Raw genomic sequence first — 23,931 nt, forward strand, 5'->3', positions numbered from 1 at the left:
ACACCCATGAAGGCCTTCGGATTCTTAAGCTTCGGCCACCACGCCATCGGCGGCCAGCAGGGCCCCGACGCCCGCCAGACCCTCCACGATGCCCTCGCCATCGCGCAGGCCGCCGACGAGATCGGCGTCAACAACGCCAGCTTCCGCGTCCACCACTTCGCCCCGCAGGCCTCCGCCCCCATGCCGCTACTCGGCGCGATCGCCGGTTCCACGAGAAACATTGAGGTCGGCACCGGCGTCATCGATTTACGCTACGAAAACCCGCTATACCTCGCCGAGGAGGCCGCCGCCCTCGACTTGCTTGCCGACGGCCGGGTCGCCCTCGGCGTCTCCCGGGGATCGCCGGAGCCGGCCGACAAGGGTTGGGAGGCCTTCGGCTACTCCGGTTCTGAAGACAATGCCTCGGATATGGCGCGCAAGAAGTTCGAGGCTTTCCTGGCCGCTATCGATGGTTACGGCGTCGCCAAGGCCGCGCCCGCCGAGAAGCAGTACCCGCGTATGTATCGCTCGGGCACTCCCCTGCCGGTGTTCCCGCACTCGCCGAAGCTGCGCAAGAACATCTTCTGGGGCTCGGGCACCAACGCCTCCGCCCAGCAGGCGGCCCGCGATGGCGTCAACCTCATGAGCTCCACGCTCGTCTCGGAGGCCGACGGCCGCAGCCTCGGCGAAGTCCAAGCCGAGCAGATCGCCGCCTACCGCGCCGCCTGGAAAGACGCGGGCCACGACTGGACCCCTCGGGTCTCGGTGTCGCGTTCCATCTTCCCGATCGTCACCGAGCGTGACCGTCAGCTCTTCGGCCCCACCGCCACGAACGAGGACCAGATCGGCTCGCTCGGCGAGGGCCGCAACGTCACGTTCGGGCGCTCCTACGCCGCTGAGCCCGACGTGCTCATCGAACAGCTGCGCGCCGATCCCGCCATCGCCGCCGCCGACACTCTCCTTTTAACCATCCCGAACCAGATGGGCGTCGACGTCAACGTCTCCATCCTGCAGAACTTCGCCGAACACGTCGCCCCAGCACTGGGCTGGCAACCGAACACCGAGGGCAAGGTCACCGGCTACGAAAGCTAGTGTGGAAGCTATGAGTTCCACCACGCTGGAGACCGTCGGAAAGCTGCTGCGCCGCAGGTCAGAGGAGTTCCGCGACCTCGTTCACGAGCAGCTGTTCGTCGCCGAGCTCCAGGCCCGACACCTCTTCCCGCTGCAGCAGGCCGCCGCCCACCGCGAGCTCGCCCCCGCCCTCGCGTGGGCGCTCGAGCGGACCAGCACCGACGCAGACGGCGACATCCACATCCCCGACGAGGTCCGCGACCGGATGCGCGAGCTGGGGATCGCGCATCGCCGCCACGGGTTTCCGAGCACCATCTACGCCCCGTTCGCCGAGATGTGCACCGCTGCTTTAGGTGAGCTCAACCGGCGGACGCATCGGCCCGTCGTAAAGCACCTTATCCAGGCCGCCGCCCGCGCCTTCGCCGCCTACTGCGCCTCCATGGCCGAGGCTGCCGAGGCCGCCGACCTCGCCGGCGAGCCGCCCGCCCAGATGGCGCGGGTCCGGGAGGTCAACCGGGCCACGAGTCGCACGTCCGTCGTGCGCCTGGAGGCCGCCCCGGGCCCGAGCTTCGCGCCGGGCCAGGCACTCATGGTCACCGCCTCCTACACCCCGGGGCTCTGGCGCGCGCTCACCCCGGCCGCGCCGCAGAACCCGGGAGGTTTTCTGGAGTTCCATGTCCGCGCAACTGAGAAGGGCACCGCCACTGGGCTGCTGGCGCGCGCGAAGGTGGGCGATTTCTGGACCGTCGGCGCCGCGCACGGCCGCACGTATCGGCCGGATACCGAGCATGAGCTGGTGATCCTCGCCTTCGAGACGGGCCTGGCGGCCGCCGAGGCGCTGGTGTTCTCGCTTCTCGACGCCCCCGCCCGCCCCACCACCCACCTACTGGTGCATGCGTGCTATCCGGGCGATCACTACGACCTCGAGCGCCTGCGCAGCCTCGCCGAGCATGCCGACTGGCTCACCGTGCATGTCACCGTCGCCGAGGCAATCGATCCTTTCTGGTTGCCGGCGCCGGGCGGGCGGCGTCGAGAAGCAAGCGAGATCGGGGCGCTTAAAGAATCGCCGGTGGCGTTGGCCTCGTCACTTGCGCAGCACCGCAGCGGCACGCAGGTGCTACTTACCGGGCCGGTCGACGAGGTCGGCGACGCGCACGCCGCGCTGACCGACTACGGCGTCAACCCCGCCGCCATCCACACCCTCGATTTCGACGCCGCCAATTCGTGGCCGGGGGTTAGTGCGCACCACCGTCGATAAGCGGCAGAGCCTTGCGGGCCTTCGCAACGGTCTCGGAGTCGACGTCGGCGTAGATGATCTCCGGGGTGTAGCCGGCCTCGGCGAGGCGCTCACCGGTGGGATCGACGATCACCGAATAACCGATGCCGGTGGGCCCGGAGGGGTTGCCGGCTTCCTCGTCGCCACCCGGGCGGGCCTGGCCGGCCGCCACGATGTAGCCGACATAATCCAACGCGCGCGCCACGGCGAGGGTGCGCCAGGCGGGCAGCTTCTTCGGGCCATCGGCCCAGCTGGTGGGCACGACGATCACCTCGGCGCCCTGCTCGCCGAGCTCCTTGAACATCTCGGGGAAACGGATGTCGTAGCAGATGGCGATGCCCACCGTGATCCCGTCGACCTCAACGGTCACGAGCTCATCGCCGGGGCGCACGGTGTCGGACTCGCGGTAGTTGAAGGCGTCGTAGGTGTGGATCTTGTCATAGCCCTGGTGGTAGCCGCCGCCGGTGATCAGCGCGGTGTTGTACACGCGGTTGATCGTCTTGTCGCCTTTCTCCACAGAATCGGCCGGGCAGAACATGCCGGCGACGACCACCACGTCGCGCTCTTCAGCAACCTGCGCGAGCCCGCGGGCGAAAGGGCCGTCAAGCTGTTGGGCCTGCTTATCCAGGCGCCCGGAATCGAAGGACTGGCTCGTCGCCTCCGGCAGCACGATCAGGCGGGCGCCCTGGTCAGCGGCGCGTTCGATGGCATCGACGGCGCGGGCAAGGTTGTCTTCTATATCAGGTCCACTGGAGATTTGCACGGCTGCGATCTTCATGGTGCCACAATATGTGGATAACTCCGGGTAGTCCACAGGTTGACGAGCACCCGAACGCACGCCCGGGCGTTTTTCGGCACCATCCCAGCCATGGAGAACTTACGCATGGACCTCTCCGCCGAAGAGGTCATCACCAACGCCCGCCACCGCCCCCGAAACCTGCCGCCGCTGCACCTGCGCGCCGGCGCCCCGCACACCGACGCCGCCCTGACCCACGCCGCCGCGATCATGGCGGCCACCACCGACGCCCACGCCAGTGCCGCCGCCGACTACTGGGAACAGGCAGCGTGGCTGTTTCGTTCGCTTCTCGACGGCGACCGCCACCTCGCCCACCGCTTCCGGGGCAGCCGATGAATCCGCTGCTCATCTACCGCGCGGCCGCTGACCTCCACAGGCGCGCCGCCGAACTCGTCGACGAGCAGGAGATCACCGTCGAGGAAGCCGCCGCGCTCGGCGAGCGCGCCGACGCCGCCTCTTTCGAGGCGCTGCGCGGCAAGATCCATGTGTTGCGAGAGCCCCTGGTCGTGCAGTGGCAGCGCATGGAGGCGATCGCGCGCGTGCTCGAGGCCTCCGGGGAGCTGGCCGAGCTGCTCGATTCCGCCATCGCACGCGTGGCCCCGCTGGTGGGGTATCTCCCTTTCGCCCGCGATACGCTGCAGTTACTGCGCGGGCTCGGCACGGCACTCGATGTGGCATGCGCGCAGCAGATCACCTCGTTGTGCACCCCGGAGTCCCCGGAGCCGGTGATGCGGATGTCGCATCTTAAGGATCTGGATTCGCGCCAGCTCCACGAGTTTCACCTCATGTTTGCGGATGATTGGGTGCGCGGGCTCGTCGATAAGCACCCGGGCCTGCTCATCCTGGAGCACCCGGAAGATGGGCTCGTCGCCTTCCTCCCCGCCGACCCGCAGGCGGGAGATCCGGTCTCCTTGGAGGACGTGGAGACTGTGACCACCTATGTGCCGGGGGTGGGCTCGGCGGATCCGCAGAGCTGGTCGACGCATATCGAGCGCACCAGCCAGCTAGCCCGGGCGGTCGGCGGGGATTCGGCAGGAGGCATCGTGTGGCTGGGCCGGCACACCCCGTCGAACCTGATCAACGGCCTGCAGCGCGAGCCCGCCACGCGCGCCGGAAAGCAGCTCTCGGAGCTCCACGCAGAGCTGCACCGCCGGGCGCCTGAGCAGCGCCGGGTGACCGTGGGTTTTAGCTACGGCGCGGCGATCGCCTCGGAGGCCGCGCTTCACCAAGGCCTGCACTCCGACGATCTCCTCTTGCTCGGCTCCCCAGGCTCGGGCGCGGCCCACGCCGGCGAGCTGAAGCTCTACGGTGATCATCCCTGCGTGCACGTGATGACCTCCCCGGGCGATCCGATCACCTTAATCAACGGCCCCAACCACGCCGAAGGACCCCACGGGACGGATCCCACGCACCCGAGTTTCGGTGCGCAGGTCCACGACCCGGGGGTCACGGGCGATCACGGCAGCTACTTCGAAGACGAGGGTTTCTATGCGGCCGTCGAAGAGGCGCTTAGAACAAGCCGGTCGGCTTCTGGTCGTAGCTGATCAAGAGGTTCTTGGTCTGCTGGTAGTGAGCCAGCATCATCAGGTGGTTCTCCCGCCCGATACCGGATTCCTTGAAGCCGCCGAACGCCGCGTGCGCCGGGTAGTTGTGGTACTGGTTCACCCACACGCGGCCGGCCTGGATGTCGCGGCCGGCGCGGTAGCAGGTGTTCGCCTCCCGCGACCACACGCCGGCGCCGAGGCCGTAGTTGGTGTCGTTGGCGATGCGGATGGCTTCGTCATAATCCTTGAACGTCGCCACCGAGAGCACCGGGCCGAAGATCTCCTCCTGGAAGATGCGCATGTCGTTGGTGCCCTTGAAGACGGTGGGCTCGATGTAGAAGCCGTTGTCCAGGCCCTCGATCGCGTTGATCTTGCCGCCGGTGAGGGTCTCCGCGCCTTCGTTGGGGCCGATGGAGAGGTACTCGGTGATCTTGTCCATCTGCTCCTGGGAGGCCTGCGCGCCCATCATGGTCTCGGTGTCGAGCGGGTCACCGGTCTTGATCTGGCGCACCCGCTCGATGGCGAGCTCCAGGAATTCATCGGCGATGGACTCGTGGATCAGGGCGCGCGACGGGCAGGTGCAGACCTCGCCCTGGTTGAGGGCGAACATGGTGAATCCCTCGATGGCCTTGGCGCGGAAGTCGTCGTCGGCGTCCATGACGTCCGGGAAGAAGATCGACGGCGACTTGCCGCCGAGCTCCAGGGTGACGGGGATGATCTTGTCGGCGGCGGCCTTGTTGATGATCTTGCCGACGGCCGTGGAGCCCGTAAACGCGATCTTCGAGATGCGATCCGAGCCCGAGAGCGCCGCGCCGGCCTCGTCGCCGAGGCCGTTGACGATGTTGAGCACGCCGGCGGGCAGGAGGTCCTCGATCAGGCCGATGACGTACAACAGCGATGCCGGGGTCTGCTCCGCCGGCTTGAGCACGATGCAGTTGCCGGCGGCCAGCGCCGGGGCGATCTTCCAGACAGCCATGAGGATGGGGAAGTTCCACGGGATGATCTGGCCCACGACCCCGAGCGGCTCGTGGAAGTGGTAGGCCACGGTGTCGTTGTCGATCTGGGAGATGCCGCCCTCCTGGGCGCGGATGGCGCCGGCGAAGTAGCGGAAGTGATCGACGGCCAGCGGGATGTCGGCGGCCAGGGTTTCGCGGATCGCCTTGCCGTTTTCCCAGGTCTCGGCGACCGCGATGGACTCGAGGTGCCCCTCCATGCGGTCGGCGATGCGGTGCAGCAGCAGGGCGCGCTCGGCCGGCGGGGTCTTGCCCCACTGGTCGGCGGCCTTCTCGGCGGCGTCGATTGCGAGGTTGATGTCCTTCTCGTTGGAGCGGGCTACTCGGCACATCACCTCACCGGTGACCGGGGTGATGTTGTCCATGTACTCGCCGTCGACCGGCGGGACCCACTCACCGCCGATGTAGTTGTCGTAGCTGTCGGCGTAGTTCATCAGGGCACCGTCGGTGCCGGGGCGGGCGTAGACAGTCATAGGGGGACCTTTCACTCGGAGACGATCTTCCCCCATAATGTGCCCTCCAACATACAGTGTCAAGGGTCACATTTCGGGCCTGCGTCGCCGGCGGCGGTCCCACATCACCACAGCGGTCGAGCGGGGCACATGCACCAGCTCACGCCCGGCATTTGCCGGCTTGTCTTTCGCCTCGGCGAGCTCCGCGCGGGTGCGGTCGAGCTCGTCGCGCAGCTTCGCGTTCTCCTCGTTGAGGCGGATGATCTCTTTGATGCCGGCGAGGTTCACGCCGTCGTCCTGGCTGAGGCGCTGGATCTCGCGCAAAAGGTCCAGGTCCCGGCGCGTATACCGGCGCCCGCCGCCCGAGGTGCGCTGCGGAACGACGAGGCCGATGCGGTCGTAGGTGCGCAGCGTCTGGGCGTGCATACCGGTCAGATCCGCCGCCACGGAGATGACGTAGACCTCACCTGAGGCATCATCTTCACTGCTCATTACCTGACACCTCCCCTACGAGCGTCCTGCCCAGCCGGCGCGTGGGTCGAAGCCGCTGTCGCGTTCGGCTTGGGCGTAGGTGCGGAGTGCGGATTTGGCGGCGTCGTCAAGCGACGAGGGCACGGTGACCCGCACCGTGACCAGCAGGTCGCCGGCCTTGCCGCCGCGCTTGGGGATGCCGCGCCCGCGCACACGCAGGGTGCGTCCGTCCGGGGTGCCGGCGGGCACGCGGACCTTGACGGGACTATCGAGCGTCGGCACGGTGATGGTATCGCCCAAGGCGAGCTCGGCGAAGCTCACCGGGACGGTGACTTCGAGGTCGTCGCCGGAGCGGGTGAAGACCTTATCCGGGCGGACCGTCACGGAGACGAACAGGTCTCCCGACGGGGTGCCGTTCGGCCCCGCCTCGCCCTGGCCGGCAAGCCGAACCTTCTGGCCGTCGATGACGCCGGCCGGGATGCGCACGGTAATCGAACGCTTCCGGTATTGGGTGCCCGTGCCTTTACAGGCCGAGCAGGGGTCGGTGACCTTCTTGCCGGTCGCGCCGCACTCGTCGCACGGCTGCGACATCCCGAAAGCCCCGCGCTGCTCGGAGACGAACCCCGTGCCCGAGCACTTCGAGCAGGTCGAAGGCTTACCGGAGCGCGAGCCCGAGCCGTGGCAGGTGGTGCACGGCGCGTTCCCGCTGAGTTCTACCGGGATCGTCGTCCCCTTGGCCGCCTCGCGGAAGTCGAGCGTGATTTCCGTTTCGACGTCGGCCCCTCGCGTCGGCCGAGCTGCGCGGCCAGTACCACGGCCGCGGTCAAAGAAGCTGCCGAAGATATCCCCCAAGCCGCCTTCTTCAGAAAACCCTCCGCCCGTGCGCGAGAAGACGTCGGAGAAGTCGAAGCCCGACGTCGGGCCCTGCGAGCGAAACCCGCCGGCCGAGCCGGCACCTCCGTTCCCGCCGAAGCCTGGGAAACCTCCATTGCGGAGCATGGCCTTCAGCTGGTCGTATTCCTTGCGCTTCTTCTCGTCGCCGAGGACGTCATAGGCCGCGGCGGCCTTCTTGAACCGCGCCTCCGCGGCGTCATCTCCGGGGTTGGCGTCGGGGTGATTCTCGCGGGCGAGCTTGCGGTAGGCCTTCTTAATCTCCTCGGCAGATGCCGACGACGAGACCCCGAGGTCCGCATAAAAGTCCTTGTCCGCCCATTCGCTCGGTGCGTTCACGATGCCATCCCCTCCTTTCTTGGTGTTTCAGTGTTTGTCGAAAAGTGTGTCTAATGCTGTTTTGTTGTGTGTAGTTACTAACTATTACTGCCGGTACGCGAAAACGCGACGTGACCCCTTATCCCGGGCCTTGATCGGTGGGAGATGGTCACGTCGCGTCGTCGGGTGCTAAAAGCCCGCGGCCTAAGAGCCGTTATCCGGGTCGGCGATGATCACCATCGCCGTGCGGATCACGCGCTCTCCGACCCGGTAGCCGGGTCGCAGCACGGTGCCGACGGTCTTTTCGTCACCCGTGGACAGATCCTGCACTGCCTCGTGGATCTCCGGGTCGAACGCCTCGCCTTCGGAACCGAATGGGGCCAACTTCTGGCCCTCCAGGGTGTTGATGAGCTTCTCACCAAAACCCTTGAGCGGGCCTTCGTCGAGGTCGCCGTGCTGGCGAGCCAGCTCGAGGTCGTCGAGGATCGGCAGCAGCGACGACATCACGGATGCCTTCGCGTTCGCGATCACCTGCTCGCGCTCGCGCTCGGTGCGCCGCCGGTAGTTGGCGTACTCCGCGCTCACGCGCTGCAGGTCGCTGGTGCGCTCGGCGAGCTGTTCCTCCAGGCTCGGCTCCCCCGGCGTCTCTGCCTCGACCTCGGCGTCCGCGGCGGCGACGGCTTCGTCGGCCTGCGCGTCTGCCGCGGCCTGGTCGACCTGGCTCTGCTCGTCAACGTCGGCCAGTGCCGCGTCGACGTCGGCTTCGACCGTGGGGTCGATGTCACCGTCGACGGGGATGTGCGGGTCCGGCGTCGGGGTGGCGGTGGCGTCGTCGCCGTCGACGCCCTGGGCGTCGGCCGCTTCCTCGTTGAGTTCCTCGGCGGCGTCGGGGCCGACGTTCTGCTCGTCGGTGTTCTCCGGGTCCCCGGGGTTGGTGGGGGAAGTCATGTCCTACTCCTCCGTTTCTCTCCTCAGGGTCGGCTTACTTCTCGCCATCCTTGTTCTCGTTGTCGGTGTCCTCGTCGACGACCTCGGCATCTACGACGTTCGGGTCGCTTTCCTCGGCGGACTCGCCCGGGGTTGCCCCCTCGTTGGCCTGTGTCTCGTAGAGGGCCTGGCCAGCTTCCTGAGCAGCCTTGTTCAGCTTCTCGACGGCCGCCTTCACCGCGTCCAGATCATCACCCTTGAGGGCCTCGTCGACCTCGTCGGCGGCGTCGTTGACGGCCTTGACGTTGTCCTCGGAGAGCTTCTCGGAGTTCTCCTCGACGAACTTACGGGTCTGGTAGGAGGTGGATTCCGCGGTGTTGCGGGTCTCCTGCTCCTCGCGGCGCTTCTTGTCCTCTTCGGCGTGCTCCTCGGCGTCCTTGACCATGCGGTCGATCTCCTCCTGGGAGAGGCCGGAGCCTTCCTGGATGGTGATCGTGTTCTCCTTGCCGGTGCCCTTGTCCTTGGCGGAGACGTTCACGATGCCGTTGGCGTCGATGTCGAAGGTGACCTCGATCTGCGGGACACCGCGCGGGGCCGGGGCGATGCCGCCGAGCTCGAAGGAGCCGAGCAGCTTGTTGGCCGAAGCCATCTCACGCTCACCCTGGAAGACCTGAATCTGCACGGACGGCTGGTTGTCTTCGGCCGTGGTGAAGGTCTCGGAACGCTTCGTCGGGATGGTGGTGTTGCGCTCGATGAGCTTGGTCATGACGCCCCCCTTGGTCTCGATACCGAGCGACAGCGGAGTCACATCCAGCAGCAGGACGTCCTTGACCTCGCCGCGCAGGACACCGGCCTGCAGGGCAGCACCGACAGCGACGACCTCATCCGGGTTGACGCCCTTGTTCGGCTCGCGGCTGGTCAGCTCAGAGACCAGGTCGGAGACGGCCGGCATACGGGTGGAACCACCGACGAGAACGACGTGATCAACATCGGAGACCGACAGGCCCGCATCCTTGATGACCTGGTTGAACGGGGTCTTGGTGCGGTCCAGCAGATCCTGGGTGATCTTCTGGAACTCCGTGCGGGTCAGGGTCTCGTCGAGGAACAGCGGGTTCTTCTCCGAGTCGACGGTGATGTACGGCAGGTTGATGGTGGACTGCTGGGAGCTGGACAGCTCGATCTTGGCCTTCTCCGCAGCCTCACGCAGACGCTGCATGGCCATCTTGTCCTTGGACAGGTCCACACCGTTGGAGGACTTGAACTTATCGACGAGCCAATCCACAATCCGCTGATCCCAGTCATCGCCGCCGAGCTCGTTGTCACCGGCGGTAGCGATGACCTCGACGACACCGTCACCGATCTCCAGCAGGGAGACGTCGAAGGTACCGCCACCGAGGTCGAAGACCAGAATGGTCTGCTCGTTGTCGCCCTTCTCGAGGCCGTAGGCCAGGGCAGCCGCGGTCGGCTCGTTAACGATACGCAGGACGTTCAGGCCTGCGATCTGGCCGGCCTCCTTGGTGGCCTGACGCTGGGCGTCCTCGAAGTAGGCGGGGACGGTAATGACGGCGTCGGTAACATCCTCACCGAGGTAGGACTCCGCGTCGCGCTTCAGCTTCTGCAGCGTACGAGCGGAGATCTCCTGCGGGGTGTAGGTCTTCTCGTCGATCTGGGTGGTCCAGTCCGAGCCCATGTGGCGCTTCACGGAGCGGATGGTGCGATCAACGTTGGTGACGGCCTGGTTCTTCGCCGACTGGCCGACCAAAACCTCACCGTTCTTCGCGAAGGCAACCACTGACGGGGTGGTACGGGAACCCTCGGAGTTAGCGATAACAGTGGCCTCGCCACCCTCCAACACCGACACGACGGAGTTGGTGGTACCAAGGTCAATTCCTACTGCGCGTCCCATTGCACGTTTCCTTTCTGTCGCTTCTAAGAGCTTCTGTTTAAGAAGTTGTCGATCAAGTTGAACACCCCTGGCTCAACTTCCGCGGACCACTGTAGCAGAGCCCCTTGAGCCTGGGCGACTCAACCTTTTCGATCTGTTCAACGCTTAGGGCTTAAGGTTATTCCCGGCAGGCTCAAGCCTTTGCGTCTGCACTGGCTAGAGGGGTTATGGTTTGGTGGGATGTGATTTACATTACGGTTGATAGAGGTCGGCTCAAGTTTTGGTTCGTGGGGTTGGAGTTGGATTGGTGCTCGGCCGGCACCTGCGCTCTGTACTGCAGTCCAGGTGCCCCGTCAGTACCGTGCACATCGCCAGCCACAGCGGCGCCTCCGCGACGTCCGGGCAACGCATCCGCAGCGCCGCCACCTGTAAAGCGCTAGCGCTGGTCGAAAACAGCCACCCCTAAAGGAGTGCTGGTTTCGACCGCGCGAGAGCCCTTTCTATAAGGGTGAATTCGACCAGCGTTAACGCACTATAAGCACTCGGCCAGCGCCCGCGCTCTGTGCTGCAGTCCAGGCGCCCCGTCAACCCCGCCAGCCACAGCGGCGCACCAGCAACACCCCACCACCACATCCACAGCGCCGCCACCCATAGCGCGCTAGAGCGTCACGGGAACGCCCCCCCAAAGCTGAGGCACGAGTATCCACCGAACCGAACCAAATGCGCCCACCGAGAAGCGCAAGCGCCACCACACCCCAACCCCGCCAAACCAACCGAGTTTACTCAAGGGAGAAAGGTGGCATAATTCCACACTGATGAACAAGCACAGCCGCTCTGCCGCGCAGGATGACCAGCGCCGCAAGCCAGATTCTCCCCGCCACTCCGCGACCCCGAAGAAGGATTTCGCCGACACCCTGCCCGATTCCGTAGAGGGCCAGGCTCCGGGCACGGACTATCCGCGCCAGCCGGCGGTCTCGGCTGCGGATGAGAAGTATGACCGCTCGGCGATTATCGGCCATGACGGTCGGGTCGTCGCCGGGTGGGCGCTCCGCTTCATCGTCATCGCGGTGGCGCTGTACTTGGCCGGCCAGGTACTCAGTTATATCTGGGTCGGCCTGCTGCCGGTGATCCTCGCGATCCTGGTGTCCACGGTGCTGTGGCCGACGACGCGTTTCTTGCGCAACCGGAAGTTCCCCGCCGCTCTCGCCGCGCTGACGTCGATTCTGGGGTTCTTCCTCATCGTCGGCGGCGTGTTCGCAGCGATGGCCCCGGTGGTGCGCAATCAGGGTGCGGCGATCGTGGATCAGATGGTCCGGGCGGTCGAGGACTTCACCGATTGGCTGCAGACCAACCCCTTCGGTTTGAGAACCGCGGAGCTCAATCTCGATCAGCTCATCGAGGACGGCCTGAACTTCCTCCAGGAGCAGTCACAGAACATCGCGTCGGGTGTGTTCGCGGGTGTGTCCGCCATCAGCAGCGTGGTGGTGACGTTGGTGATCATGATGATCATCACCTTCTTCATGCTCAAAGACGGTGACCGCTTCCTGCCGATGCTGCGTCGTTGCACCGGCACCACCACCGGCTGGCACCTCAGCGAGGTACTGACCCGCACGTGGAACACGCTCAGCGGCTTCATCATGACGCAGGCGCTGGTATCCTTCATCGATGCCCTGTTCATCGGCATCGGCCTGTGGATCCTGGGCGTTCCGCTGGCGTTCGTGCTGGCTGTGATCACGTTCTTCGCGGGCTTCATCCCGATCGTCGGTGCGTTCTCCGCGGGTGCGCTGGCTGTCATCATCGCGCTGGTCACCCAGGGCTTCACGACGGCCATCTTCGCCCTCATCCTCATCGTCGCCGTCCAGCAGATCGAGGGCAATGTCCTGCAGCCGATCCTGCAGTCGAAGGCTATGAACCTGCACGCGGCCGTCGTGCTGCTGTCGGTCACGCTGGGCTCGACACTGTTCGGTATCATTGGCGCCTTCCTGGCCGTGCCGATCGCCGCCGCCCTGGCGGTGTGGGTCCGCTACCACTCCGAGATGGTGGCGCTGCGCGCCGGCGAGATCACCGTCGACGACGTCGAGATCGCCACCGCCGCCGGCCAGACCATGACCTCCCGCGAGGCCTTCAACGCCGTGCGCGAGCACCTCGCCACGATCGGACCGCGTAAGCCCTCGGGCTCCGGGTCGACCGCCGCCAGCAAGTCACTGGACGCGGAGGTCGCCGAGGACGCCGTCGCCACCGACCGCATCCAGGACCCCAACGGCCCGGACGGCGAGGGCGAGTGGCTGGAACAGCCCTACGACGAAAACAAGCCGGACAAGAGCTAGGACTCTTGGGCGAGCATTTCTCTGACTGAGCGCTCGCCGCCGGCGTCGCGAAACTCCTGCTGGGCATCAAGCAGGAGTTTTTCGTCTGCCGCACAGTCGGTGATGACCTGGGCGAGGCCGGCGGTGGCGTCGATAAGCCCGCGGATGCCCTCGTCGCTGCGCGCCCACGTGGCGAAGTCCTCGGTGTGCAGCGCAACACCCTCCGGGGCGATCTTGACCATCGGGTGGATCGCCGGCACGAGGTGGGAGACGTTGCCGAAGTCGGTCGAGGCCGCGAGCGTGTCGGGCACGACGCCGGCGGGCAGGGCCAGCCGATCGCGGCGGGCCTGCGTGACCGCCCAGCGCGACGCGAGGGTTTGGTTGTTGCGGATCGGCAGGCTCATCGGATGCACGTCCCAGACCCGCTCGACCGTAACGCCGGCCATGAGCGCTGCGCCGTGGAGGATGTCGTCGATACGCGCGGAGAGATCTAGCAGCGTATCCACCATCAGTGAGCGCACGTAGATGTCCATCCGCGCGCGATCCGGGATCACGCTCGGGCGGTTGCCGCCTTCGGCGATGACGGCGTGCAGTCGATCCGACGGCGGCATCTGCTGTCGCAGAAGCCCGATGCCCTGGTAGGCGAGCGTCGCGGCATCCAGCGCGTTGCGACCCATAAAAGGCTGCGACGACGCATGCGCCGAAATGCCGCTAAACGTCACGTTCAGGGTGCGCCGGCCCACCCACGCGTGCGAGGCGATGTCGAAGCTGAAGGGGTGCATCATGACGGCGACGTCGACGCCTTCGAGCATCCCGCCGCGGATCATGTACTCCTTGCCCGAGTGCCCCTCCTCGGCGGGGGTTCCTAAGAAGACCACGCGGGCGTCGATACCCGCGGCCTCCAGCGCGCGTACCGACGACACAAACGCCCCCACCCCACTCGCCGCAATCAGGTTGTGCCCGCACGCGTGCCCGATGCCGGGCAGGGCGTCGTACTCGCTCATGACGGCGATAGTGGGGTGCTGCGCGGCGCCGAAACCCGGCGACGACCACTCGGCGCGCAGGGCGGTCGCCACGTCATGGACGCCGTGTTCCACGGCGAAACCATGCTTTTCGACGACGCGTGCCACCGCCGACGCCGAGCGGCGCTCCTCAAAGGCGAGCTCGGGGTGCGCATGGAGATCCAAGGCGAGGTCGCGCAGTTCAGGGCCTAAAATCTCGACATAGTTATCCACCGTCTCCCACAGCTGCTGCTGGTAGGGGTGGTCCCAGTGGCCGTCGAGATCCGGGCGCCGGGTGCGCGCCATGCGTTCGCGGATGGCGCGGTTGGTGGCGTCGAGAAACGTCGTCGAGGGGCGGTTGCGCGGGGTGTGGGACATGGCGTCCACGATACGTACTGTTCCGAACCCCAGGCAGATTATGGATTTAGTTATAAATTTTCGCCAACCTATTGCAGATACCGGGGTAACGCTCTATGCTGGGAGTCACTGTGCGGATCAAGCTCCGACCCCACTCACCGATAATTGAGTATCGTCGGGCTTGGACCTGCACCCGAACATTACCGACAGTTATCTATCCAGTGAGAGAGGTACCAACATGGCCATCATGACCGTTGGCGAGAAGTTCCCGGAGTTCGAGCTCCTCGCCCTGAAGGGCGGCAACCTGGCAGAGGCCAACGCCCAGCAGCCGGATGACTACTTCGAGAACGTGTCCCTGGACAAGTACCCGGGCAAGTGGAAGGTCGTCTTCTTCTACCCGAAGGACTTCACCTTCGTCTGCCCGACCGAGATCGCTGCTTTCGGCAAGCTCGACGAGGAGTTCCAGGACCGCGACACCCAGATCCTGGGTGGCTCCACCGATAACGAGTTCTCCCACTTCAACTGGCGCGCCACCCACGAGGAGCTCAAGGACGTGCCGTTCCCGATGTTCTCCGACATCAAGCACGACCTGATCCGCACCCTCGGTGTCGAGAACGCTGACGGCGTCGCCGACCGCGCAACCTTCATCATCGACCCGGACGGCATCATCCAGTTCGTGTCCGTCACCCCGGACGCTGTCGGCCGCAACGTCGACGAGGTCCTGCGTGTCCTCGACGCTCTGCAGTCCGAAGAGGTCTGCGCCTGCAACTGGGAGGCCAACGACCCGACCAAGAACATCAACAAGATGGACGTCGTACAGGAGTCGCTGAAGTAAACATGTCGATCGAGAACCTGAAGAACTCCCTTCCGGAGTACGCCAAGGATCAGAAGCTCAACATCGGAACCCTCACCCGTTCCAACGAGCTCAACGAGCAGCAGCTGTGGGGCACCCTGCTGGCTTCCGCCGCAGCCACCCGCAACGACACCGTGATCTCCGAGATCGCCGAAGAGGCCAAGGAGCACCTGTCGGACGAGGCTTTCGAGGCCGCCTTCGGTGCCGCCACCGTCATGGCGATGAACAACGTCGCCTACCGCGCCAAGGGCTGGCTCGGTGATGACTACGCACAGACCAAGTTCGGCCTGCGCATGAACATCATCTCCAAGCCCGGCATCGAGGAGAAGACCGACTTCGAGCTCTGGCAGCTCGCCGTCTCCTCCATCAACGGCTGCCACCACTGCGTGATCGCCCACGAGAAGGTCGTCCGCGAAGGTGGCCTGACCAAGGAGCAGGTCTGGGAGGCCGTCAAGGTCGCCGCCGTCGTTCAGGCGGTTGCACAGACCGTCCAGATCGAGGCTTCGCGCTAAGCTTTAGCTTCGGTTTAAAACCGTCCAGGGTTTTCCCTGGGCGGTTTTTCACTTTTCTGGGGGACGGGTACGGGCTGGTTGAGGGGGCATACGGCGGTAGCGGTGGTTGCTTGTTGTGGTGGTTGGCTGTAGCGGTGGTTGCTTGTTGTGGTGGCGGTGGCTGCATGTAGCGCTATCGCTGGTCGAAATGAGTCAGCCCTAAAGGAGTACTGGTTTCGACTTCGTGGGAGCCCTTTCTATGAGGGTCCTTTCGACCAGGCGCACGAACGCGATGCCGTCGCTTGGTTTTCGGAATCGCAGTACTCCCCTTGGTCGGAATGTTGCGCAAACGTGACGGACCGCCTAGGGCGTGTCTGACAATTTCTTCGGCTAGGTCATGACGGCGATAGCCATCACGCCGGCCCGGTAGACAACCGCGAGCTTGTCGTACCGGGTTGCCACACCCCGCCACTGCTTGAGGTTGCCGAAAACCGTTCCACCACGTTGCAGCCCTTGTAGGACTGCGCATCGAACGTCGGTAGACGCCCACCCATCGAGCCTTTCCGCTTCCGGACGGCGATCACGTCCTTCTTCTCCGGGACCGTCGCCGTGATCTTGCGCTCGCGCAGATACCTGCGCACAGCCTTCGATGCATACGCCCTATCCGCGCGCAGTTCATCGGGCCGGGTGCGCGGTCGGCCCACCATCCCGGGCACCCGCAGGCGTTTCAACAACGGGATCAGCACCGGGCAGTCACCGCGGTGGCCCGCAGTAACGATCATGGTCAGGGGCATGCCATGGCCGTCGACCAGGGCGTGGACCTTGGTAGACAGACCACCCCGTGATCGGCCGACCGCGTGATCAGGCGGCTCGGCCAGCAGGTTGTTGTAATTCGACAAAGCCCCCTGTGACCCGCGTGATGTTCGTGGCGTGCTGATGGGCCCGGGCGATCGTCAAAGTCCACCGACACCGACCAGTCGATCAGGTCTTCCGTATCGGCCTGTCTAAGAAGTCGCTGAAAGATCACGTCCCAGGTGTCCGTCCTTGGCCATCCGGTTGTGCCAGGTGTAGACCGTCTGCCAGGACCCGAAGCAGGCGGGCAGGTCACACCGCGCGATCCCTGCCCGAAGGCAGTAGAGGATGGCCTCGAGCATCTGCCGGGGATCGGAGAACGGTCGGCCTTTTCTCCCCGTGCGACGGGGCAGAAGCTCTTCGACCATCTCCCACTGGGCATCACTCAACATGTGAAAACGCGACACGGGAGCCAGGGTCCCATGCCACGCTTCCCTCAATTGTCAGACACGCCCTAGGGCCAGAGCAAGACGCCCTTCGTTTACATGCAGCGATATCGCTGGTCGAAATGAGTCAGCCCTAAAAGAGTACTGGTTTCGACTTCGCGAGAGCCCTTTCTATGAGGATCCTTTCGACCAGGCGCACGAAGGCAATGCCTTCGCTTGGTTTTCGAAAGCACAGCGCTTCGCGGTAGCCCTTTCGGCGCTACTGAATTCCATGACGCGAAAACGCACTAACGCTGTACCCGGCACAGGCATGTGTAGCACATGACGCGGTAGCACCACGCTCGCACGGAATCCCACCCCCAGCCCCGCAGCCCCATTTTCTCGCTCAAAACCTTGAAGGACGCGCCCTACAAGCATCTCCCTTCAAGCATTTGCGCGCGAACCCACAACCACACGAACCCACAACAACCCCACAACCCCCATCTTTAATAATCACGCCGGAACAAAGCTCCGCGATTTTGTCATTAATGCCCCACTTGCCCGAATTTAGTGAGTCCTAGATCACTTTTTTGATTAGTGTGCTCTGTACATCACGGCCACAGTTTTAGGGAACGCACATCACAGACGTTGCCTGAACGGCCGCGAACAGACCGGAAGAGACACCGGAAGACATACCTCGAATCCATCTGACACAGAATCTGACACAGAGAGGAAGTCGATGAGCACCGTCGAAATTGCTGATTGTATTATTCGCGGTAGAACCATTGACGCCCCTGCCTCGCCGGGAGCATCGGCAGATGAGGCAGACAAGGCACAGAAGGTTACCGCTTTCTACGGGATCCCCTACGCCCAGGCACCGACCGGCGAGAGGCGGTTTTTCCCGCCGGCCCCGGCGCGCTTGCAGGGCGAGCTCAGCGCAGAGACCTACGGCCCGACCGCCGCCCAGAATCAGTACCCGGAGGCTGCGTTGGCGATCGTCGATAATCCGCTGATCGCCGGCAACGAGCGACTGAACCTCAACGTGTGGACCCCGGACACCGCGGGCAAGGCGCCGGTGTACGTGTTCATCCACGGTGGCGCCTACCGCCATGGCTCCGGCGCCTCGGAGACCTGGAACGGCGCGTCCTTTGCCGCCCAGGGCATCGTGGCGGTCACCCTGAACTACCGCCTCGGCGCGGAGGGTGGCATCCAGCTGGAAGACGGCACGTCGAACAACATGCTGCGCGACCAAATCGCGGCGCTCGAGTGGGTGCGCGACCAAATCGCGGCGTTCGGGGGCGATCCTGAGCACGTCGTCGTGGGCGGGGAGTCCGCCGGCGCCATGAGCATCGGCGCGCTGCTGGCTTCGCCTAAGGCCAAGGGGTTGTTCCACGCCGCGATCCTCGAATCGGGTGCCGCGCACAATGTGGTGCGGAAGGAGGGGGCGGTGGCCGTCGGCAAGCGTTTTGCCGAGTCCCTCGGCGTGGAACCGACCGCCGAAGCCCTAGGCTCCCTGCCGGAGGAGCAGATCCTGCAGGCCTCCGCCGAGATCGAGGCGGAGATCGGCCAGGCCGCCGGCGATGAGCGTTACGCAGACCTCGCCGGGCACAGCATGACCTGGCAGCCGAGTATCGACGGCGACGTCCTGCCCCAGCACCCCCTCGACGTGCTGTCGGCGGGCGAGGCGCTCGACGTGCCGGTGCTCATCGGCACCAACCAGGACGAAGGCACGATGTTCGTCGCCGGCCAGGGCCTATACGAAGATGCCACCGCCGAGCACGTGGTGAAGGCGGCGCGGGTGGCGGGTGCGGCGGATCCGGAGGCCGTCGCCAAGCTTGCTACCGACGAGGCCAACCCGCACCCCGGCGCCAGCCTCACCACCTTCACCGATATGTGGAAGTTTCAGCTGCCGCTGAGGGACTTCCTCAAGCGGCGGAAGAACTACTCCGCCCCGACGTACCGCTACAAGTTCACGTGGGCCTCGCCGAAGTTCGGCGGGCTGCTGGGCGCGTACCACATGCTCGAGCTGCCTTTCGTGTTCAACAGCGTCGACACTCAGGCCACGAAGGCCACGGCCGGCGAGGACCTGCCAAAAACACTCGTCGCGGCCGCGCACGGGGCGTGGGTGAGCTTCATCAAGAACTTCGATCCGGGTTGGAAGCCGTACTTCGACGCCGAGACAACCACCACCGGTGTGCTCGATGCCAACGGGCTCACCGTAGCCGAAGACCTCGACGAAGAACTGCTGTCCACCTGGGAAGACTACCGCTAAAGCGACCTTAAGAAAGGACCGTGAAATCCCATGACTACCACCCTCAACCACGAAGAACTCAGCCGGAAGTACGCCGAGGAGCGCGACAAGCGCAAGGCCGCGCGCGGCAAGAAGGAAGATGACTACGTCCGCATCGAAAACATCATCAACCCCGACTCACAGGACCCCTACAAGGAGGTCACCCCGCGCGAGCCGCTTCACGACGACGTGGAAGTGACCATCATCGGCGCCGGCTGGGCGGGGCTCATGTCCGCTGCCGAGCTGCGCAAGTCCGGGCGTAAAATCCGCATCCTCGACCAGGCGGGCGACTTCGGGGGCGTGTGGTACTGGAACCGCTACCCCGGAGTCATGTGCGATACCGCGTCGGTGGTCTACATGCCGCTTCTCGAGGAAACGGGCTACAAGCCGACCGAGAAGTATGCACACGGACCCGAGATCTTCGCCCACGCGCAGCGCATCGGCCGCCACTACGACCTGTACAAGGACGCCTACTTCCACACCCGGGTCACCGGCGTGACGTGGGACGAAGAGGCCAAGCGCTGGCGGATTACCACCAACCGCGGAGACGAGTTCACCTCCCAGTTCGTCAGCATGGGACTCGGGGCGTTGAACGTCCCGCGCCTGCCGTCGTTTAGCGGGATGAAGGACTTCAAGGGCGATTGGTTCCACACCGCCCGCTGGCGCTACGACGTCACCGGGGGCGGCCCCGACGACCCACGTATGGACAAGCTGGCGGACAAGACCGTAGCTGTCATCGGTACGGGCGCCACCGCCATTCAGATCGTGCCGGAACTCGCCCGCTCCGCCAAGAAGCTGCTGGTGATCCAGCGCACCCCCACCGCCGTCGATGTCCGCGACAACGGGCCGATGAACTACGACTGGTGGGACGAGCTCACCCAGGAGGAGGGCTGGCAGCAGAAAATCTACGAAAACTTCCTCGATCTCGTCGAGGAGTACAAGGTGGGCAACATCCCGCCCGCCGACGCGGTCGACTTGCTTGACGACGGCTGGACCCACATCGGCACCTCCCTCTCCGAATACCTCCGCGCAGTCGATGGAGAGATGACCCCGGAGAAGTTCCGCTCTGCCATGCTCGAATGGGACGACGACATGCAGCAGCGCGTCCGCGACCGCACCGACGAGGTCATAAAGGATAAGAAGACCGCCGACGGCCTCAAGGCATGGTACCGGCGCTGGTGCAAGCGCCCCGGCTTCCACGACGAATACCTGCAGGCCTTCAACCGGGACAACGTCGAGTTGGACGACACCGATGGCCAGGGCGTCGAACGCATCACGGAAAACGGCGTCATGGTGCAGGGCAAGGAGTACGAGGCCGACGTCATCATCTACTCGACCGGATTCGAGTACAACCGCAACGCCTCGAAGGACGCCTTCTTCGACATCGTCGGCCGTGACGGGCTCAACCTCCGCGACAAGTGGAAGGACGGAATGCTTTCCTACATGGGCTACTTCACCCGGGATTTCCCGAACTTCTTCTTCCAGCAGTCCGTCCAGGGCGCGTTTTTGACCTCTAACGTCTCGCAGAACTACTACGAGGGCTCGCGCGCCCTCGCCGCCGTAGTCGACCGGACTCTCGACGCCGGCAAAAAGACCTTTGAGGCGACCCAAAAAGCCGAGGACGACTGGGTCGAGTACCTGATGGCCGAGGGCGAGGTGGGCGACGACCCCGAGTGCACGCCGGGCTACTACAACAACGAGGGCGGCGAAATCGGCCTCGCCGCGCGCCGCAGCGTCGGCTATCCGAAGGGCAAGAAAGCCTTCTTCAACCTCATGAAGCAGTGGCGTAATGCGGATGAGCTCGAGGGCATCGAGTTCGGCGGCTAGGACCGCATCACGGCAACTAGGACCGCATCACGGCAAGGAGCCCCCGCTCTCTAGGAGAGCGGGGGCTCCTTTAGGATTCTGCAGCCGCAGAAAAACCCTTAACCCTCGTTGGGCCCGATCTTCTTGCCTTCCTCGTCGTAGACGTACCAGCCGCGGCCGGTCTTACGTCCGTATTCTCCGCTGTTGTACTTCTTCTCCAGCGCCGGGGAGGGCAAAGACTCCTGCTCACCGGTCTGCTCGTATTCCGCTTTGCGGATGAGATAGGCGACATCGATGCCCACGAGGTCCATGAGCTCGAAGGGGCCCATCGGGTGGCGCAGGGCGGCGGTGGCGGCGATGTCGATGTCCTCGAAGCTCGCGTAGCCGCCCTGGTAGAGCTTCAGCGCCTCCGTGCGCAGGGCGGCGAGCAGCCGGTTCGCGATGAACCCGGGGATCTCCTGGTTCACCCGGATGACCTTCTTGCCCATGTCGGTGGCCAGCTGGGCGACGGTATCGAGGGTCTCTTCACTCGTCTGGTCGTGGCCGACGACCTCGCAGGCCTCCATGACCAGCACCGGGTTGAAGAAGTGCATGTTGCACACCTTCTCCGGGCGCGAGGTCGCGTCCGCCAGGCGGGAGGAGACGATGTTGGAGGAGTTCGTGGCCAAGATCGCGTGCGCGGGCGCCTGGGAGTCGAGCTCTGCGAAGAGCTTGCGCTTGATCTCGATGTTCTCCACGGCCGCCTCGATGACGATGTCCGCGTCCTTGACCGCCTCCGCCTGGTCGGTGGTGAGGGTGAGGCGCTCGAAGGCGGCGCCGACATCCGCCTGACTGCGGCGCTTTTTCTTCACGTCGCGGCCCATGCGGTAGCGCAGCTGCTCGTCGGCGGCTTTGAGGGCGTCGTCGGAAATATCGACGATGGTGGTGCGAAAACCGTTCAACGCGGCGACGATGCCGATCTGCGATCCCATCGTTCCCGAACCGATGACGGTGACGTTGTTGATAGTCATGTGCGCTCCTTTTAGTTGTTAGCGGACGTAAAACGGTGCTGGCCTTTGACTGAGGCGAAGTCGGGGTGGCGCTTGTCCAGGAAGGCCTCGACGCCTTCCTGCTTTTCTGCCGTGGCATAGAGCACGGCCTGGGCGAGGCGTTCGATGAACATGCCGCTGTCCGTATCCCCCTTCGCGGTGTGCGCCACGATCTGGCGGGCCAGGGCCACGGCGGTGATTCCTTTACGACGGATGCGCTCCGCCACCTTCGCCGCGGTGGGAATCAGCGCCTCCGCGTCGGTGAGGTAGGTGACTAGGCCCCAGCGGTGGGCCTCTTCGGCGCTGAGGCGGCGACCGGTGATGATCATGTCGAGCGCCGGCCCGCGGCCGAGAAGCTCCACGAGGCGCTGCGTGCCGCCGGCGGCCGGGATGATGCCCAGCCCGGTCTCAGGCAGCCCGAAGACGGCGTTGTCCGAGGCCACGCGGATATCGCAGGCCAGGCTGAGCTCGCAGCCGCCGCCCAAGGCGTAGCCGTTGACGGCGGCGATCGTGGGCTTGGACAGGCCCGCCAGGCGCGTGTAGGTGCGCTGCATGTAGGCCTCGAGGCCGTCGAGAGGCTCGCGCCGGGCGAGCTCGTTGATGTCTGCTCCGGCGACGAACGCCTTATCGCCTTCGCCGGTGATGATGACGACCTCGACGCTGTCGTCGGCCTCGATGTCGCTGAGGTGGGCGTTGAGTTCGTCGAGCACGTCGCGGTTGGCGGCGTTCATCTTGTCGGGTCGGTTGACCGTCAACGTCGCTACCGCGTCCTGATCGCTTCTTAAGACGATGGTGTAGTCCACGTAGCCTCCTTTTAACTGTGATACTGCGTTAATTGTCACCTTAAGGGTGTCTGGCATCACAATGAGCAGGCTGAACGCATTAGTACCGCGTACGTATTAATCGTTCACGGTTGGCCATTTACCGCAGGCATTCCGGCGGCATGCCCTTGACCACCTCGAGCAGGCTGTGGAAGGCGGGGTTCTTGTTCTCCTTCTTCCACGCCAGCTGCACGTCGACGTAGCGGTCCTCCTCCTTGAGGGCCATGTAGTGCAGGTGATCCTCGTTGGTGTTATCGCGCACGGTGTCGAGGGTGATGGCCACACCCAGCCCGGCAGCGACGAGGACCATCATGGTCCAGGAGTCGGGCGCGGTGGAGCGCACCGAAGGAATGAACCCGGCCCGGCGCGCCAGCGTGGAGAACTTGGTCTGCAGCGCCGCGCCGGGGCCGCTTTTGAGAGTGATCCACTGTTCTTCGGCAAGCTCCGACATGGCTACCGACGAGCGGTTCTCGCGCGCCAGCGGATGAGTATCCGAGACCACCACCACGATCTCCTCGCGGAAGAGGTGGGCCACCTGCACTTCGGCGGGCACGGTGTTCCACCGGCCGATCATGCAGTCGATCTCGCCGGAGACCAGCTTTTCTAAACCCTGGGCGGACAGTAGCGAAGAGTGCAGGTCCAGGTACACGCCCGGCAGATACTTCTGAGCGGCGCGCGCGATCGAGGTCACGGTCTTGCGCATCGAAGCGTTAGCGAAGCCGAGCGCGATGACGCCGGTGGTCCCGGCCGCGGCGTCGCGGGCGGCGCGCACGGCTGCATCGGCGGCCTCCACGAGCTTGGTGGCCGGTTCCACGAGGGCGGCCCCGGCCACGGTGAGTTCGACTTTGCGCGTGCTTCTGTCGAAGAGTTGGACCTTGAGCCTGCGCTCCAGCTGTCTGATGGTCCTGCTCAACGGCGGTTGAGCAATGTTGAGACGATCTGCCGCTCGGCCGAAGTGGAGCTCTTCTGCGAGCACCAAAAACGCGCGAGCTTCTGATACCTCCACGGCATGCACCCTCTTTCGTCAGCGTTTCTGCACCGCGAGACTTCTTTACATTTCAAGTATCAATAGCCTACACGTTAAGTATTGGACGGCAATAATCTTCTGTGATTTTATGATACAGACCACTAAATGACA

21 protein-coding genes are annotated in these 23,931 nt (G+C 64.8%); 9 read left to right on the forward strand and 12 right to left on the reverse strand.

Annotated features, from left to right (window positions below; translation table 11 throughout):
- Positions 1 to 6 precede the first annotated feature (6 nt).
- Both C3B44_RS10510 and C3B44_RS10515 read left to right on the forward strand, forming a co-directional pair.
- Positions 7 to 1,071 (forward strand): LLM class flavin-dependent oxidoreductase, encoded by a 1,065-nt coding sequence (locus C3B44_RS10510; protein WP_108432317.1) that lies wholly within the window; start codon positions 7 to 9, stop codon positions 1,069 to 1,071.
- A 10-nt stretch (positions 1,072 to 1,081) separates the two neighbouring features.
- Positions 1,082 to 2,308: an FAD-binding oxidoreductase gene (locus tag C3B44_RS10515; RefSeq protein WP_108432318.1), complete on the forward strand. Its 1,227-nt coding sequence runs from the start codon at positions 1,082 to 1,084 to the stop codon at positions 2,306 to 2,308.
- On the opposite strand, the gene C3B44_RS10520 is transcribed toward C3B44_RS10515, so the two are convergent.
- The gene (locus C3B44_RS10520; RefSeq protein ID WP_108432319.1) at positions 2,286 to 3,104 is read right to left on the reverse strand and encodes a carbon-nitrogen hydrolase family protein; all 819 of its coding nucleotides are present in this window, start codon (positions 3,102 to 3,104) and stop codon (positions 2,286 to 2,288) included. The genes C3B44_RS10515 and C3B44_RS10520 overlap by 23 nt on opposite strands.
- Positions 3,105 to 3,194: 90 nt before the next feature.
- Here C3B44_RS10520 and C3B44_RS10525 point away from each other — a divergent pair, with 90 nt between their 5' ends.
- Both C3B44_RS10525 and C3B44_RS10530 read left to right on the forward strand, forming a co-directional pair.
- Positions 3,195 to 3,458, forward strand: a complete 264-nt coding sequence (locus tag C3B44_RS10525; RefSeq protein ID WP_146183492.1) for a hypothetical protein — start codon at positions 3,195 to 3,197, stop codon at positions 3,456 to 3,458.
- On the forward strand, positions 3,455 to 4,666 hold the full coding sequence (locus C3B44_RS10530; RefSeq protein ID WP_108432321.1) for an alpha/beta hydrolase: 1,212 nt from the start codon (positions 3,455 to 3,457) through the stop codon (positions 4,664 to 4,666). Before C3B44_RS10525 ends, C3B44_RS10530 begins: the two co-directional genes overlap by 4 nt.
- On the opposite strand, the gene exaC is transcribed toward C3B44_RS10530, so the two are convergent.
- The 5 genes from exaC to dnaK all read right to left on the reverse strand — a co-directional run bounded on the left by exaC (position 4,632) and on the right by dnaK (position 10,644).
- Positions 4,632 to 6,152: an acetaldehyde dehydrogenase ExaC gene (exaC, locus tag C3B44_RS10535; RefSeq protein ID WP_108432322.1), complete on the reverse strand. Its 1,521-nt coding sequence runs from the start codon at positions 6,150 to 6,152 to the stop codon at positions 4,632 to 4,634. The genes C3B44_RS10530 and exaC overlap by 35 nt on opposite strands.
- A gap of 66 nt (positions 6,153 to 6,218) precedes the next feature.
- The gene (locus C3B44_RS10540; protein ID WP_108432323.1) at positions 6,219 to 6,623 is read right to left on the reverse strand and encodes a heat shock protein transcriptional repressor HspR; all 405 of its coding nucleotides are present in this window, start codon (positions 6,621 to 6,623) and stop codon (positions 6,219 to 6,221) included.
- A gap of 15 nt (positions 6,624 to 6,638) precedes the next feature.
- Positions 6,639 to 7,832 carry a molecular chaperone DnaJ gene (gene dnaJ, locus C3B44_RS10545; RefSeq protein ID WP_108432324.1) on the reverse strand — a complete coding sequence of 398 codons (1,194 nt, stop codon included), beginning with the start codon at positions 7,830 to 7,832 and terminating at the stop codon, positions 6,639 to 6,641.
- Between the two features lie 183 nt (positions 7,833 to 8,015).
- On the reverse strand, positions 8,016 to 8,759 hold the full coding sequence (gene grpE, locus C3B44_RS10550; protein ID WP_108432325.1) for a nucleotide exchange factor GrpE: 744 nt from the start codon (positions 8,757 to 8,759) through the stop codon (positions 8,016 to 8,018).
- A gap of 34 nt (positions 8,760 to 8,793) precedes the next feature.
- Complete coding sequence (gene dnaK, locus C3B44_RS10555) at positions 8,794 to 10,644, reverse strand: molecular chaperone DnaK (protein WP_108432326.1); 1,851 nt, start codon at positions 10,642 to 10,644, stop codon at positions 8,794 to 8,796.
- A 794-nt stretch (positions 10,645 to 11,438) separates the two neighbouring features.
- On the opposite strand from dnaK, the gene C3B44_RS10560 reads away from it, so the two are divergent.
- A complete protein-coding gene (locus tag C3B44_RS10560) occupies positions 11,439 to 12,950 on the forward strand; it encodes an AI-2E family transporter (protein ID WP_108432327.1) in 1,512 nt (503 codons plus the stop codon).
- On the opposite strand, the gene C3B44_RS10565 is transcribed toward C3B44_RS10560, so the two are convergent.
- Positions 12,947 to 14,308 (reverse strand): M20 family metallopeptidase, encoded by a 1,362-nt coding sequence (locus tag C3B44_RS10565; RefSeq protein WP_108432659.1) that lies wholly within the window; start codon positions 14,306 to 14,308, stop codon positions 12,947 to 12,949. The two genes, C3B44_RS10560 and C3B44_RS10565, sit on opposite strands and share 4 nt — an antisense overlap.
- 217 nt (positions 14,309 to 14,525) lie before the next feature.
- On the opposite strand from C3B44_RS10565, the gene C3B44_RS10570 reads away from it, so the two are divergent.
- A complete protein-coding gene (locus tag C3B44_RS10570; RefSeq protein ID WP_108432328.1) occupies positions 14,526 to 15,122 on the forward strand; it encodes a peroxiredoxin in 597 nt (198 codons plus the stop codon).
- A 2-nt stretch (positions 15,123 to 15,124) separates the two neighbouring features.
- A complete protein-coding gene (ahpD, locus tag C3B44_RS10575; RefSeq protein WP_108432329.1) occupies positions 15,125 to 15,652 on the forward strand; it encodes an alkylhydroperoxidase, AhpD family in 528 nt (175 codons plus the stop codon).
- 392 nt (positions 15,653 to 16,044) lie between these two features.
- Here the strand turns inward: ahpD and C3B44_RS11830 are convergent, their stop codons facing one another.
- Entirely contained in the window at positions 16,045 to 16,530 is a 486-nt protein-coding gene (locus C3B44_RS11830) for a transposase (RefSeq protein ID WP_199906018.1), read from the reverse strand.
- A gap of 105 nt (positions 16,531 to 16,635) precedes the next feature.
- Positions 16,636 to 16,875 (reverse strand): transposase, encoded by a 240-nt coding sequence (locus C3B44_RS11835; protein ID WP_108430616.1) that lies wholly within the window; start codon positions 16,873 to 16,875, stop codon positions 16,636 to 16,638.
- A 712-nt stretch (positions 16,876 to 17,587) separates the two neighbouring features.
- On the opposite strand from C3B44_RS11835, the gene C3B44_RS10585 reads away from it, so the two are divergent.
- Both C3B44_RS10585 and C3B44_RS10590 read left to right on the forward strand, forming a co-directional pair.
- Positions 17,588 to 19,120, forward strand: a complete 1,533-nt coding sequence (locus tag C3B44_RS10585) for a carboxylesterase/lipase family protein (RefSeq protein WP_108432330.1) — start codon at positions 17,588 to 17,590, stop codon at positions 19,118 to 19,120.
- Between the two features lie 30 nt (positions 19,121 to 19,150).
- Positions 19,151 to 20,965 carry a flavin-containing monooxygenase gene (locus C3B44_RS10590; protein WP_108432331.1) on the forward strand — a complete coding sequence of 605 codons (1,815 nt, stop codon included), beginning with the start codon at positions 19,151 to 19,153 and terminating at the stop codon, positions 20,963 to 20,965.
- A gap of 98 nt (positions 20,966 to 21,063) precedes the next feature.
- On the opposite strand, the gene C3B44_RS10595 is transcribed toward C3B44_RS10590, so the two are convergent.
- The 3 genes from C3B44_RS10595 to C3B44_RS10605 all read right to left on the reverse strand — a co-directional run bounded on the left by C3B44_RS10595 (position 21,064) and on the right by C3B44_RS10605 (position 23,799).
- A complete protein-coding gene (locus C3B44_RS10595) occupies positions 21,064 to 21,954 on the reverse strand; it encodes a 3-hydroxyacyl-CoA dehydrogenase family protein (protein WP_108432332.1) in 891 nt (296 codons plus the stop codon).
- Between the two features lie 11 nt (positions 21,955 to 21,965).
- The gene (locus C3B44_RS10600; RefSeq protein WP_199222402.1) at positions 21,966 to 22,775 is read right to left on the reverse strand and encodes an enoyl-CoA hydratase/isomerase family protein; all 810 of its coding nucleotides are present in this window, start codon (positions 22,773 to 22,775) and stop codon (positions 21,966 to 21,968) included.
- 118 nt (positions 22,776 to 22,893) lie between these two features.
- On the reverse strand, positions 22,894 to 23,799 hold the full coding sequence (locus tag C3B44_RS10605) for a LysR family transcriptional regulator (RefSeq protein ID WP_158268631.1): 906 nt from the start codon (positions 23,797 to 23,799) through the stop codon (positions 22,894 to 22,896).
- Between the last annotated feature and the right edge of the window lie 132 nt (positions 23,800 to 23,931).

The organism is Corynebacterium yudongzhengii (assembly GCF_003065405.1).
GTDB classification, from domain to species: domain Bacteria; phylum Actinomycetota; class Actinomycetes; order Mycobacteriales; family Mycobacteriaceae; genus Corynebacterium; species Corynebacterium yudongzhengii.

Bases quoted from the DNA above. Each gene is read 5' to 3' on its own strand.
- C3B44_RS10510 (WP_108432317.1), top strand. From the start codon at position 7: ATGAAGGCCTTCGGATTCTTAAGCTTCGGCCACCACGCCATCGGCGGC.
- C3B44_RS10515 (WP_108432318.1), top strand. From the start codon at position 1,082: ATGAGTTCCACCACGCTGGAGACCGTCGGAAAGCTGCTGCGCCGCAGG.
- C3B44_RS10520 (WP_108432319.1), bottom strand. From the start codon at position 3,104: ATGAAGATCGCAGCCGTGCAAATCTCCAGTGGACCTGATATAGAAGAC.
- C3B44_RS10525 (WP_146183492.1), top strand. From the start codon at position 3,195: ATGGAGAACTTACGCATGGACCTCTCCGCCGAAGAGGTCATCACCAAC.
- C3B44_RS10530 (WP_108432321.1), top strand. From the start codon at position 3,455: ATGAATCCGCTGCTCATCTACCGCGCGGCCGCTGACCTCCACAGGCGC.
- exaC (WP_108432322.1), bottom strand. From the start codon at position 6,152: ATGACTGTCTACGCCCGCCCCGGCACCGACGGTGCCCTGATGAACTAC.
- C3B44_RS10540 (WP_108432323.1), bottom strand. From the start codon at position 6,623: ATGAGCAGTGAAGATGATGCCTCAGGTGAGGTCTACGTCATCTCCGTG.
- grpE (WP_108432325.1), bottom strand. From the start codon at position 8,759: ATGACTTCCCCCACCAACCCCGGGGACCCGGAGAACACCGACGAGCAG.
- dnaK (WP_108432326.1), bottom strand. From the start codon at position 10,644: ATGGGACGCGCAGTAGGAATTGACCTTGGTACCACCAACTCCGTCGTG.
- C3B44_RS10560 (WP_108432327.1), top strand. From the start codon at position 11,439: ATGAACAAGCACAGCCGCTCTGCCGCGCAGGATGACCAGCGCCGCAAG.
- C3B44_RS10565 (WP_108432659.1), bottom strand. From the start codon at position 14,308: ATGTCCCACACCCCGCGCAACCGCCCCTCGACGACGTTTCTCGACGCC.
- C3B44_RS10570 (WP_108432328.1), top strand. From the start codon at position 14,526: ATGGCCATCATGACCGTTGGCGAGAAGTTCCCGGAGTTCGAGCTCCTC.
- ahpD (WP_108432329.1), top strand. From the start codon at position 15,125: ATGTCGATCGAGAACCTGAAGAACTCCCTTCCGGAGTACGCCAAGGAT.
- C3B44_RS11835 (WP_108430616.1), bottom strand. From the start codon at position 16,875: ATGTTGAGTGATGCCCAGTGGGAGATGGTCGAAGAGCTTCTGCCCCGT.
- C3B44_RS10585 (WP_108432330.1), top strand. From the start codon at position 17,588: ATGAGCACCGTCGAAATTGCTGATTGTATTATTCGCGGTAGAACCATT.
- C3B44_RS10590 (WP_108432331.1), top strand. From the start codon at position 19,151: ATGACTACCACCCTCAACCACGAAGAACTCAGCCGGAAGTACGCCGAG.
- C3B44_RS10595 (WP_108432332.1), bottom strand. From the start codon at position 21,954: ATGACTATCAACAACGTCACCGTCATCGGTTCGGGAACGATGGGATCG.